Source organism: Micromonospora sp. NPDC004551 (assembly GCF_040609975.1).
Lineage (GTDB): Bacteria > Actinomycetota > Actinomycetes > Mycobacteriales > Micromonosporaceae > Micromonospora.
The window spans coordinates 15,488-27,390 of sequence record NZ_JBEXLM010000041.1; the positions used below are offsets into that span (position 1 = coordinate 15,488).

General features: G+C 73.4%; 12 protein-coding genes. 6 read left to right on the top strand and 6 right to left on the bottom strand.

Annotation, left to right across the window (positions count from 1 at the left end; all coding sequences use genetic code 11):
* Positions 1–3: 3 nt before the first annotated feature.
* The gene (locus ABZW14_RS31015; protein WP_355353636.1) at positions 4–1,452 is read right to left on the bottom strand and encodes an MFS transporter; all 1,449 of its coding nucleotides are present in this window, start codon (positions 1,450–1,452) and stop codon (positions 4–6) included.
* An 81-nt stretch (positions 1,453–1,533) separates the two neighbouring features.
* Between ABZW14_RS31015 and ABZW14_RS31020 the strand changes: the two genes are divergently transcribed.
* The 3 genes from ABZW14_RS31020 to ABZW14_RS31030 all read left to right on the top strand — a co-directional run bounded on the left by ABZW14_RS31020 (position 1,534) and on the right by ABZW14_RS31030 (position 4,768).
* Positions 1,534–1,929, top strand: coding sequence for a helix-turn-helix domain-containing protein (locus tag ABZW14_RS31020; protein WP_355353639.1), 396 nt, complete (start codon positions 1,534–1,536; stop codon positions 1,927–1,929).
* 80 nt (positions 1,930–2,009) lie between these two features.
* A complete protein-coding gene (locus ABZW14_RS31025) occupies positions 2,010–2,555 on the top strand; it encodes a helix-turn-helix domain-containing protein (RefSeq protein ID WP_355353642.1) in 546 nt (181 codons plus the stop codon).
* A gap of 32 nt (positions 2,556–2,587) precedes the next feature.
* The gene (locus ABZW14_RS31030; RefSeq protein ID WP_355353645.1) at positions 2,588–4,768 is read left to right on the top strand and encodes an MMPL family transporter; all 2,181 of its coding nucleotides are present in this window, start codon (positions 2,588–2,590) and stop codon (positions 4,766–4,768) included.
* A 21-nt stretch (positions 4,769–4,789) separates the two neighbouring features.
* Here ABZW14_RS31030 and ABZW14_RS31035 read toward each other — a convergent pair whose 3' ends face one another.
* Complete coding sequence (locus tag ABZW14_RS31035; RefSeq protein ID WP_355353648.1) at positions 4,790–6,046, bottom strand: erythromycin esterase family protein; 1,257 nt, start codon at positions 6,044–6,046, stop codon at positions 4,790–4,792.
* Positions 6,047–6,127: 81 nt separating this feature from the next.
* Here ABZW14_RS31035 and ABZW14_RS31040 point away from each other — a divergent pair, with 81 nt between their 5' ends.
* A complete protein-coding gene (locus ABZW14_RS31040) occupies positions 6,128–6,319 on the top strand; it encodes a DUF2795 domain-containing protein (protein WP_355353651.1) in 192 nt (63 codons plus the stop codon).
* Between the two features lie 5 nt (positions 6,320–6,324).
* Here ABZW14_RS31040 and erm read toward each other — a convergent pair whose 3' ends face one another.
* Positions 6,325–7,137: an ErmE/ErmH/ErmO/ErmR family 23S rRNA (adenine(2058)-N(6))-methyltransferase gene (gene erm, locus ABZW14_RS31045; RefSeq protein WP_355353654.1), complete on the bottom strand. Its 813-nt coding sequence runs from the start codon at positions 7,135–7,137 to the stop codon at positions 6,325–6,327.
* Between the two features lie 369 nt (positions 7,138–7,506).
* Positions 7,507–8,406: a Gfo/Idh/MocA family oxidoreductase gene (locus tag ABZW14_RS31050; RefSeq protein ID WP_355353657.1), complete on the bottom strand. Its 900-nt coding sequence runs from the start codon at positions 8,404–8,406 to the stop codon at positions 7,507–7,509.
* A gap of 169 nt (positions 8,407–8,575) precedes the next feature.
* Between ABZW14_RS31050 and ABZW14_RS31055 the strand changes: the two genes are divergently transcribed.
* Both ABZW14_RS31055 and ABZW14_RS31060 read left to right on the top strand, forming a co-directional pair.
* A complete protein-coding gene (locus ABZW14_RS31055; RefSeq protein ID WP_355353660.1) occupies positions 8,576–8,971 on the top strand; it encodes a hypothetical protein in 396 nt (131 codons plus the stop codon).
* Positions 8,964–9,368 carry a hypothetical protein gene (locus tag ABZW14_RS31060; RefSeq protein WP_148430358.1) on the top strand — a complete coding sequence of 135 codons (405 nt, stop codon included), beginning with the start codon at positions 8,964–8,966 and terminating at the stop codon, positions 9,366–9,368. Before ABZW14_RS31055 ends, ABZW14_RS31060 begins: the two co-directional genes overlap by 8 nt.
* Positions 9,369–9,392: 24 nt before the next feature.
* On the opposite strand, the gene fabG is transcribed toward ABZW14_RS31060, so the two are convergent.
* Both fabG and ABZW14_RS31070 read right to left on the bottom strand, forming a co-directional pair.
* On the bottom strand, positions 9,393–10,151 hold the full coding sequence (gene fabG / locus ABZW14_RS31065; RefSeq protein ID WP_355353663.1) for a 3-oxoacyl-ACP reductase FabG: 759 nt from the start codon (positions 10,149–10,151) through the stop codon (positions 9,393–9,395).
* A 56-nt stretch (positions 10,152–10,207) separates the two neighbouring features.
* Entirely contained in the window at positions 10,208–11,860 is a 1,653-nt protein-coding gene (locus ABZW14_RS31070) for an alpha-amylase family protein (protein WP_355353666.1), read from the bottom strand.
* Positions 11,861–11,903: the final 43 nt, after the last annotated feature.

Below are 11,903 nucleotides of genomic sequence, written 5' to 3' on the forward strand. Positions count from 1 at the left end.
TGCTCAGCGCACCCGCGAGGTGGGCGCAGCGGGGCTGGCAGGCGCGGCAAGCGCGGCGGGGGCGGGACGGCGGGCGGTGACGAGGGCGACCAGGAGGGCGGCTGCCACCAGGCCGGCGGCGACCGCGAAGGCGGACCGGTAGCCGGCGGCGAGGGCGGCGACCTGGTCGGTGCCGGTGGCGCGCAGCGCCTCCGTGCGGCTCGCCGCCAGGGTGGCCAGCACGGCCAGCCCGAGCGCCCCGCCGACCTGCTGGGTGGTGTTCGCCAGCCCGGAGGCGAGTCCGGCGTCGGCCGGCTCCGCCCCGGCCATGGCCAGGGTGGTGACCGCCGGCAGGGTGAGCCCACCCGCGACGCCGAAGACCAGCAGCGCCGGGAGCACGTCGGCGGCGTAGCGGGCGTCCACCGGGAGGCGGGCCAGCAGCAGGAACCCGACCACCGCGAGCGCCAGCCCGCTGACCAGCACGGTCCGGGCACCGAACCGTGCGACCAGCCGCCCGGCCAGCCCCAGCGAGACGGCCGCGATGGCCAGCGGGGTGGGCAGGAAGGCGAAGCCGGTGGCGGCCGGGTCCAGCCCGAGGACGAGTTGCAGGTGCAGGGCGAGCAGGAACTGGAAGCCGAAGTAGGCGGCGACCATGAGGAACTGGGTGGCATTCGCGGCGACCAGGCCGGGCGCGCGCAGCACCCGGGGCGGCAGCAGCGGGGTGGCGGCGCGCCGCTGCCGGGCGGCGAAACCGGCGAGCAGCGCCGCGGCGAGCGCACCGGCGCCGAGGGTGCGGGGCGCGACCCAGCCGTGCTCGCCGGCGCCCACGATGGCCAGCACCGCGGCCATCAGCCCGGCCGTGGCCAGCACCGCCCCGAGCAGGTCCAGCCCGGCTCGGAGCCCGGCGCCGCGGTCCGGCGCGATCAGGCGTACGGCGCCGGCCACGATGGCCACCCCGATCGGCAGGTTGATCAGGAAGATCGACCGCCAGCCGGCCAGGTCGGTGAGTACTCCCCCGACCAGCAGCCCGAGCGAGGCGCCGGCCGCGCCGGTGAAGCTGAAGACGGCGATGGCGCGGGCCCGCTCGGCCGGCTCGGGGAAGATCCGCACGATCATGCCGAGGCTGACCGCGGTGGTGAGCGCACCTCCGACGCCCTGCGCGAACCGGGCGGCGACCAGGGTCCCCGGTCCGGCGGCCACCGCGCAGAGCAGTGAGGCGAGGGTGAACAGGGCGACCCCGACCAGGAAGACCTGCCGCCGCCCGAGCAGGTCGCCGAGCCGCCCGGCCAGGAGCAGCAGCCCGCCGAAGGCCACCAGGTACGCGTTCACCACCCAGGCCAGTCCGGCGGCCGGGAAGCCGAGGTCGGACTGGACAGCGGGCAGCGCCACGGCCACGATGCTGCCGTCCAGGATGATCATCAGGCTGCCGGCGCAGAGCACGAGCAGCGCGGGCCAGCGGTTGGTCCCCGTCATTGTGGAACGCCTCCTTGGTGCACGGTTTGTTACTGAGGCCATCGTCTGTGACCATGAGGCCGAGCGGAAGGAGGCACTTTCATGTCCCAGGGGAACAGGTGTGTGACCATCCAGGGTGACCAGGCGCGGGCCTGCACCGTGCGGGAGGCGCTGGACCGTGTCGGCGGCAAGTGGAGCATCGGCATCCTCATCGCCGCCTCCCAGGGCCCGATCCGCTTCACCGAGCTGGAGCGCCAGGTGGAGGGGATCAGCCGCCGCATGCTCACGCTGACCCTGCGCAACCTGGAGCGGGACGGCCTGCTGGACCGGCACGTACACCCCACCGTGCCGCCCCGGGTCGAGTACACGGCCACCCCGATGGCACAGGAGCTCTACGAGTCGCTGGTGGCGCTCACCCGCTGGGCGGAACGGCACCGCGAGGGGATCAGCGCGGCGCGGGCGGCGTACGACCGGGAGCATGGGGCACCGGTCGGCTGAGCGCCGCTGTGGCGAAGGCCACCCAATCCGTCTGACCGATCGGTCAGACCCTGACCGATCGGTCAGGCATGCTGGAGGGCATGGCACGAGCGGTACCGGAGACCCACGGCGAGATCCTCGCAGCGGCGGCGCGGCGCTTCGCCGTCACCGGCTACAAGGGCACCTCACTCCAGGACATCGCCCGTGCGGTGGGCTGCTCGAAGGCGACCGTGCTCTACCACTTCGCCAACAAGGAAGCGCTGCTCAGTGAGCTGATGGCACCTGCCATCGCGGTGCTGGAGGCCCTCGACGCCCGCCTCGCCGGCACCACCGGCGCGGAAGCGCAGGAGATCGCCGGCGAGGGCTTCGTCGACCTGGCGGTGCGCTTCCGGCGGCAGATCGCGCTGCTCCGGGGAGAGTTCCCCGACCTGCTCCAGCAGCCCGCCTTCGCGCACGTCCAGCAGATCTCCGAACGGCTCATCGCGGCCTTCGCCGGCAACTCCGACCGGCCCTCCGCACGGATCGCCGCGCTCGTGGTGCTCGCCGGCATCGCCGAGACGTGCGCCGAGTTCATCGACATCCCCGACGAGGAACTGCGGCCCGCCCTGCTGGCCGTGGTCCGGCGGGCCCTCGAACCCGTCACCTGATCCCCGTTCCGACCCCGAGGACAAGGAAACCCATGGCGACCCTGCTGTACCGGCTCGGCCGGGCATCGTTGCGCCGACGGCGACTCGTCGCCGTCGTGTGGCTCGTCGTACTCGTCGGCCTCGGCCTCGCCGCGGCCACCCTGAAGGGCCCGACGGCGAGCAACTTCACCATGCCGGGCACCGAGTCGCAGAAGGCGATCGACCTGCTCGCCGACCGGTTCCCGGCGGCCAGCGGCGCGACCGGCACCATCGCGGTGAAGGCGCCCCAGGCCGGTCAGCTCACCACGCCCGAGGGGCAGGCCATCGTCAAGCAGGTCACTCAGGAGGCGGCCACGCTGCCCGGGGTGGTCGGCGCGGTCGACCCGTACCAGGCGCAGGCGCTCACCCCGGACGGCCGGTACGCGCTGATCCAGGTGCAGTTCCAGGGCCGGGCCGACGACGTGACCGACGCCCAGCGCGACGCGTACGAGAAGGTCGGCGCGCAGGCCGAGGCCCAGGGCTGGCAGATCGCCCCCGGCGGTGAGGTGCTGAACGCCGAGCCGGAGGTCGGCTCCACCGAGGCGCTCGGCGTGCTTGTCGCGGCGATCGTCCTGATCGTCACCTTCGGCTCGCTGGTCGCGGCGGGCATGACCATGCTGAACGCGCTGATCGGCGTCGGCGTCGGCATGGCCGGCCTGTACGCGCTCAGCGGCGCGGTCGAGCTGACCAGCACGGCACCGATCCTGGCCCTGATGCTCGGCCTCGCGGTCGGCATCGACTACTCACTGTTCATCACCTCCCGGCACCGGCAGAACCTGCTCGACGGCCTCTCCCCCGAGGAGGCGGTGGGCCGGGCGGTCGGCACGGCCGGCTCCGCCGTGGTCTTCGCCGGCGCCACCGTGGTGGTCGCGCTCGCCGGCCTGGCCGTGGTGGGCATCCCGTTCCTCACCGTGATGGGCCTGGCCGCCGCCGGCACCGTCACCGTGGCCGTGCTGGTGGCGATCACCCTCGCCCCGGCCCTGCTCGGCTTCGCCGGGCGCAAGGTGCTCCCCCGCAAGCTGCGCGACCACAGGGCGGTCGAGGACCCGGGCACCGGCTCTGAGGACCGGTCGGGCTTCGGGTTCCGCTGGGCGCACTGGGTGACCAGGTTCCGCATCCCGGTGATCCTGGTCGGCCTGCTCGGCCTCGGCCTGCTCGCCATCCCGGCGCAGGACATGCGGCTGGCCCTGCCGGACGCCGCCACCGCCGCCGAGGGCAGCCCCGCGCGGGTCAACAACGACCTGATCCGGGAGGGCTTCGGTCCGGGCTTCACCGGCCGCCTCGCGGTCGTCGTCACCGCCGACTCGCCGCAGGCCACCCAGGCCGCACTACCGCAGGTCACCGCGCTGATCCAGAAGACCGACGGGGTGCTGGCGGTGGCCCCGCCGCAGGTCGACCAGACCGGCCGCACCGCGCTGCTCGGGGTGATCCCGAAGACCGGGCCGACCGACGCGGACACCGAGACGCTGGTCCACGACATCCGCGCGCAGGTCGGCGGCATCCAGAACGCCGAGGTGATGCTCACCGGCGTCACGGCGATCGGCATCGACGTGTCGGAGAAGCTCTCCGACGCGCTCCCGGTCTACCTGCTGCTCGTGGTGGGGCTGTCGGTGCTGCTGCTCATGCTGGTGTTCCGGTCGATCCTCGTGCCGGTCAAGGCGGCGCTGGGCTTCCTGCTCACCGTGGCGGCCACCTTCGGCATCACGGTCGCGGTCTTCCAGCAGGGCCACCTCGCCGACCTGGTCGGGCTGGACACCCCGGGCCCGCTGGTCAGCTTCCTGCCGATCCTGCTCATCGGCATCCTGTTCGGCCTGGCCATGGACTACGAGGTCTTCCTGGTGTCCAGGATGCGCGAGGACTTCGTGCACGGCGACACCGCGCGTCAGGCCACCATCAACGGCATGGGGCACGGCGCCCGGGTGGTCACCGCGGCCGCGCTGATCATGATCTCGGTGTTCGGTGGCTTCGTCTTCCTGGAGGACCCGGTCATCAAGTCGATGGGCTTCGCGCTCGCGATCGGTGTCGCCATCGACGCGTTCGTGGTCCGGATGACCATCGTCCCGGCGGTGATGTCGCTGCTGAACAACGCCGCCTGGTGGCTTCCGCGTTGGCTCGGCAGGGTGCTGCCCAACGTGGACGTCGAGGGCGAGGGCCTGCGCGCCCACCTCGCCGAGCGCGAGCACGCCCAGGTGTGACGCGGACCTGCCCGGCCGGTGTCAGACGCCGGCCGGGTAGGTCTCCATCTCGCCGGGGGCGGCCGGCGCCGGCAACGGGTGCAGCGCGGTCGCCTCGTCGCACCAGATGAACGCGTCGTAGCGCTCGCCCAGGCGCGTCGGCACGTAGTTGCCCCAGGCCTCGAAGCTCGGGTCGTAGACCACCCCGATGGCCCGGTGGTCGGTCGCCGCGGTCACCCACTCCGGCTGGTCCTCGCCGCCGAAGACCAGCACCGCACGCTCCGGCATCAGCTCGTGCAGCCGCCGTTCCACCGAGCTCTCACGGGCCGGCGGCACCACCATGGCCTCGGCCGGCGAGCCCCAGCGCGGCGCGGCGACCACCGTGCCCCGGTAGCTGCCGAAGCCGACCAGCGCCACCGCGTCCCGGCCGTGCCGTTCCCGGCCGAGCTGGCCGATGTTCACCAACCCGTCCGCCGCCATGTCGGTGGCGCGCGCGTCGCCGACGTGGGTGTTGTGCGCCCAGACGATCCCGCGCGCCTGCGGGCCGTAGCGGTCGAGCAGCCGGTCCAGTGTGTCGGCCATGTGGATGTCGCGGATGTTCCAGGACTCCGGGCCGCCGCCCACCATGGCCCGGTAGTAGCGCTCGGCGCCGGCCACCACCTCCGCGTTCTGCCAGGCCGCGAAGCGGTCCGCGCCGTCGGTGGCGGCCTGTTCCCGGGTACGCGCGAGCAGCCGGACGACCTCCTCCTCGCACCGGGCCGAGACGAACCGGCTGGCCGTCCCGTAGTCCTCGACCCGCTTGCCGTACGGCTCGAAGCACCGGTACGCCTCCTGCGCCGCCTCCAGGGAGGCCGGGTCCTCCTCGCCCAGGTAGTCGAAGATGGCCTGCATCGACTCCCAGAGGCTGTAGACGTCCAGCCCGTGGAAACCCGCCCGCTCCCCCTCGGGGCGTTCCAGGTTCCACGCCCGCAGCCAGCGGCAGAACCGGGTCACCTCGGCGTTGGCCCACATCCAGGTCGGCCAGCGCTCGAACCGTTCCAGCGCGGTCTGCGGATCGGCCAGCGCGCCCGGTGCGCCCACCACCGAGCAGTTCACCCGGTCGCAGTCCGGCCAGTCCCCCTCCACCGCGACGAAGTCGAAGCCCTGCTCGGCGATGAGCCGCCGGGTCAGTTGCTCGCGCAGCCGGTAGTAGTCGTAGCTGCCGTGCGTCGCCTCGCCGATCATGACGATCCGCGCGTCCCGGACGCGTTCCAGCAGCGGGTCGAAGTCGCTCGGCGCGCCGAGCCGCTGTACCAGCATGCGAGCGGCTACCCGGGACCCGTCCGGGCAAACGGTCAGGCCGGCGGGCATGGCGCCCGGCGCAGCGGGTAGCCCGCCGGCATGACCGTCACCGGGGTGCAGTTGCAGGAGTTCCTGGCCGGGCTCGACTACCCGGTCTCCCGTGCGGACCTGGTCCGCTGGGGCCAGGAGAACGGCGCCAGCACCGAGATGTTGCAGATGCTCAAGGCGCTGCCGGCGGAGGAGTTCGACACCCCCGCCGAGCTGGGCGAGGCACTCAACACCCTGGTCTGAACCGCTCACCGCACGGCCCGCCCGGGGTCCACGGCGTGCAGCAGCCGGAACAGCACCAGCCACTGCTCGGGCCAGACCAGCCCGACCGGGGTGTCCGGGGCGAGCCGGGCCGCCCGCAACGCCCCGTCGACCCGCCGGCGCGGGTGACCGGTCCGCAGCGAGGCGGCCAGCGAGCCGCCGACTCCGCCGAAGCCCAGCTCCACCATCCGCCGGTACGCGGGCAGCGCCGCCGCCGGCAGCAGCGGCTCCGGGCGGCGGTCCAGCCGGAGGATGCCCCCGTCGGCGGCGGGGACCGGCCGGAACGCACCCCGGGACACCCGGCCGGCAAGCCGCCAGTGGTGCTCGGGCCAGGTGAGCACGGTGAGGCGGCTCCAGCGGCCGTCGTCGCCGGTGCGCTTGCGGGCGTAGTCGAGCTGGGTGAGCAGGGTGGCCGAGCGCAGGCCGGGCGCAGCCAGGCACCACCGGACCACGGCCGCGGTCAGCGACCAGGGGATGTTGCCGACCACCGCGAACGGCTCTCCGGGCGGGACAGCGGTCAGGAAGTCGGCCGCCCGGACCGCGACGTGCGGCAGGTCCGCGCAGGCCGCGGCCAGCTCCGGCAGCACGGCCGGGTCCACCTCGTACGCGACCAGCCGGCCGCACCGGGCGGCGAGCGGCCGGGTCAGCCGGCCGCGCCCGGCGCCCACCTCCAGCAGCAGGTCGTCCGGGCCGGGGCGGGCCGCCCGGACCATCCGCGCCACGGCGGCCGGGTCGGCGAGGAAGTTCTGGGACAGTACGCGACGGAACCGGTCGCGTGCGGTGGTTCGGCGGGGCGCCACGGAGATCGTCCTGTCTGTCGCCGGACGGCGACGGGAACGGACAGGCGGCGCGGAGGCGGGCCTGTCCGAGCGGATCGGGACTCGGACGACCCTGGAGGTTCGGCGGGGACGCGACGGCACACCCCGGATCGGGGTGGGCGGAGGCGCACCGGGCAGCCGGCGGCGGCCGGCCCGGTCAGGGGCCGGCGGTGCGGACGGTCAGGTCAGGCGCGGTGGGCGTCCCGGCCGGCCAGGGCCGGGCGCCGGACCCGCGGGCGGGCGACCGGAAGGAGCCCCCGCGTGGCCGGCGCGACGGCCACGTCGATCAGGGCATGCGTGAACATGCGGCCAGGCTAGCGGCGGCCCGGCCGGCCCGCGACGGAATAACCGTCAGAGGTCGACGCTGCACCGCCGGCTGCGGGCCGTCTCGGCCGCGTCGAGCACCGCCACCACCTCGCGCCCGAACCGGACGTCGCAGCGGTGGTCGCGAGTGCCGGCCTCGACCTCCTCCAGGAGCTGGTCGATGGCCGTGCCGAACGCCTGGAGCACGCTGCCGTCGCCGGGCGGGACGGTCTCGATGCCGTTCTCGCCGAAGAAGACGAAGTCCCGGGTGACCGCCTCGGCCGGCGCGTCGAGGGTGAGCGAGAGCGAGCTGGTGGCGCCGCCGTCGTGGGTGAGCAGCAGGTGCACCAGGCCGCTCGGGCCGTCCGCGGCGGCGACCCGCGTGACCCGGCCGAGCACCGGCAGGATCAGCGACAGCGCATGCGGGCCGATGTCCCAGAGCGCGCCCCGGTCGCGCCGCCACTGCGAGTTCCCGTACGGGTTCCCGGGCTGGTAGATCGAGGCGAACATGGTGCCCCGGGCGTGCTGCCAGCCGCCGGCCGCCGCCGTCGAGGCGAGGAAGCCGGTGACGTTCGGGTGGAACCGCTGGGTGAAGAACACGACCGAGGCCACCCCGGACGCCTCCGCGGCGGCGACCACCCGGTCGGCGTCGGCGAGGTTCAGCGCGAGCGGCTTGTCCAGCAGCAGGTGCCGCCCCGCGGTGGCGGCCCGGACGGCGATCTCGGCCTGCACGTCCGGCGGCAGCGCCACGGCGATCGCGTCGCAGGCGGCCAGCAGCTCGTCGACGTCCTCGAAGACCGGTACGCCGTGCCGGGTGGCCAGCGCGCCCGCCTTGCCCGGGTCACGCCCCCAGACCCCGGCCAGCTCGGCCCGCGGGTGCGCGTCGATGGCCGCGGCGTGCGTCTCCGCCGCCCAGTGACCCGTGCCGAACAAGCCGAACCGCACCACGGACCCCCTGCTGTCGCTCCTGCGCCACGGCGTACGCCGGTAGCCGTGATTCACGCTAGTCGTCCGGCCCGGTCGGCGCGCCGCGACCCCGTCGGAGAGCCGTCGACGGTGGCTACTACGAGAGTTAGTAGGCTGTGCCGGTGAACTCGACTGCGCCGGGACGGCGTCGATGACCACCGCCGCGGCGGCCGGCTCGCCGGTGGACGGGATCCTCGCGACGGCCGCGATCGTGCTGTCGCTCCTCGTCGCGGTCTGGGCCCTGGTGGCGGCGGTCCGCCACCGCGCGCCGGACCGGCTCCAGTTCGTCGGCCTGGCCGTGGTGGAGGTGGCCCTGCTGGCGCTCGCCGTGGTGGCGCTGGTGGCGCTCGGTGGCGGCGAACGGCCGGGCGAGCCCGGAGCGTTCTTCGGCTACCTGGTGACGCTGGTGTGCCTGCCGCCGCTGGCCTGGGTGCTGGCCCGGATGGAGCCGACCCGGTGGGGCTCGGCGATCGTCTGCGCCGTCTGCCTGGTCACCCCGGTCGTGGTGGTCCGGTTGCAGCAGACCTGGGAGGTCGTCGGTGGCTGAGCAGCGGGCGACGAACCGGGGGCCGGGCCGGCTGCTGATCGCGGTCTACATCCTCTTCGCCATCGCCGCGACCTCGCGGGCCGGGCTCCAGATCGCCACGAAGTTCGACGAGGCGCCGGTGGCGTACCTGCTCTCCGCGCTCGCCGCGCTCATCTACATCGTGGCGGCGGTCGGGCTGGCCCGGGCCGGGCACACCGGCCGCCGGGTCGCGTTGGCCTGCTGCTCGGTGGAGCTGGTCGGGGTGGTCGGCGTCGGCATCCTCAGCCTGGCCGACAAGGAGCTGTTCCCCGACGAGACGGTCTGGTCGGGCTTCGGCAGCGGCTACGGCTACATCCCGCTGGTGCTGCCGGTGCTCGGCCTGTTCTGGCTCTGGCGCACCCGGCACGACCCCGCCTGACGGGGCCGTGCCGGGCGGCACGGGTCAGTCCTTGGGGCCGCCGGCCACGTAGATGACCTGGCCGGAGACGAAGGACGCGCCCTCGCTGGCCAGGAACGAGATGGTGTGCGCGACGTCCTCCGGGCGGCCGGTGCGGCGCACCGGGATCTCGGCGGCGGCGTGCTGCTGGAGCGCCGCGAAGTCGACCTTCATCCGGGCCGCGGTGGCGGCGGTCATGTCGGTGACGATGAAGCCCGGCGCGACGGCGTTGACGGTCACCCCGAACGGGCCCAGCTCGATGGCGAGCGTCTTGGTGAAGCCCTGGAGGCCCGCCTTGGCGGCCGAGTAGTTCGCCTGGCCCCGGTTGCCCAGCGCCGAGGTGCTGGAGAGGTTGACGATCCGGCCCCACTTCCGCTCGACCATGTGCCTCTGGGCGGCCTGGCTGAACAGGAACGCGCCGCGCAGGTGGACGCCCATGACGGTGTCCCAGTCGGCGTCGGTCATCTTGAACAGCAGGTTGTCGCGGAGCACACCGGCGTTGTTGACCAGCACGGTCGGCGCGCCCAGCTCGGCGGCGACCCGCTCCACGGCGGCCTCGACCTGGGCGCGGTCGGACACGTCGGCGCCCACGCCGAGTGCACGCCCGCCCGCCGCGGCGATGGCGTCCACGGTCTCCTTGGTCGCCGACTCGTCGATGTCGACCACGGCGACGGCCATGCCGTCGGCGGCCAGCCGTCGGGCGGTGGCCGCGCCGATGCCGCGCGCGGCTCCGGTCACGATGGCGACGCGGGGCTCCTCCGACATGATTACCTCCCGGTAACTTGGGCTCGATCGAAGGAGCTTAACGCCCAGGTGCGCCGTCAGATGCCGCTGCCCCGGCAGATGCGGATCCACCGGTAGCCGTAGCCGGCGAGCTTCAGCCGGTCCAGCTTGCCGACCTCCTCGTAGTTGCGGTCGGTCAGCACGTCGATCGGCAGGTCGGCCTCCGGGGCGAGGACGCTCAGGTCGACCTCGGCGTCCTCGGTGCCGAGGTTGTGCAGGAAGACCATCGTCCCGGTCGGCCCGTCCGCCCGGTGCGCCAGCACACCGGGCGGCATCGGCACGTCGATGTGGCTGGTGCTCCCCGAGCCGATCTCCGGGGCCTCCCGGAGGGTACGGATCATCCGCTCGAACCAGCCCAGCAGCGACCTCGGATCCTTGCGCTGGGCGGTCACGTTGACCTTCTGGTAGCCGTACTCGCCCTTGTCGATCGCTGGGCGGACCAGCTTGTCCGGGTCGGCCGTGGAGAAGCCGCCGTTCTCCTTGTACGACCACTGCATCGGGGTGCGGATCGCCTCCCGCCCGGGCAGCGACAGGTCCTCGCCCATCCCGATCTCCTCGCCGTAGCGCAGCACCGGCGTGCCGCGCAGCGAGAACTGGAGCGCGTACGCCAGCTCGATGCGGCGGCGGTCGTTGCCGAGCATCGAGGCGAGCCGGCGACGGATGCCCCGGCCGTAGAGGCGCATGTCCTCGTCCGGGCCGAACTGCTCGTACACCTGGTTGCGCTGTTCGGCGGTGAGCCGGGACAGGTCGATCTCGTCGTGGTTGCGCAGGAAGGTGGTCCACTGCCCGCCCTCGGGGAGGGCCGGGGTGTCCCGCAGCGCCTCGATCACCGGCTCCGGATCCTGCCGGGCCAGGGCCAGCATGAGCCGCCCGTTCATCATGAAGTCGAAGAGCATGTGGATGCGGTTCGCCGAGCCGCCGCTGTCGCCGAAGTAGACCGGGAGCTGGTCCGGCTCGACGTTCGCCTCCGCCAGCAGGACCGCGTCGCCCCGGCGCCACTGCACGTGCTGGCGCAGCTCGGTGAGGAAGTCCAGGTCCTTGGGCGAGTCCGGGTTGCCGGGCTCGGTCAGCTCGATGATGAACGGGACCGCGTCCATCCGGAAGCCGGAGACGCCGAGCTGGAGCCAGAACGACATGATCTTCTTGATCTCGGCACGGACCGCGGGATTGGCCACGTTCAGGTCCGGCTGGAACTTGTAGAAGCGGTGGTAGTACCAGGACTTCGCGGTCCGGTCGTAGCTCCAGGTCTCGTTCTGCTCGCCCGGGAAGACCATGCCCTGGTGCCGGTCCGGCGGCGCCTCGTCGCTCCACACGTACCAGTTGCGGTAGGGCGAGTCGGGCGAGGACCGGGCGGACTGGAACCAGGGGTGCTCGTCCGAGGTGTGGTTGACCACCAGGTCGATGATCACCCGGATGCCGCGGTTCCGCGCCTGGTGCAGCAGTTCGGCGAAGTCACCGAGGGTGCCCAGCCTCGGGCTCACGTTGTAGAAGTCGGTGACGTCGTAGCCGTCGTCCCGGTTCGGCGACGGGTGGATCGGGTGCAGCCAGAGGCAGGTCACCCCGAGCCGGGCGAGGTAGTCGAGCCGGCCGATCAGGCCACGGAAGTCACCCACCCCGTCGCCGTCGGAGTCGGCGAACGTGTCAACGTCGAGGCAGTAGACCACCGCCTCCTGATACCACCTGTCACCCATGCCCGGTTTACTTCTCCGGTTGCCGACCGCGGCAAACCCACGC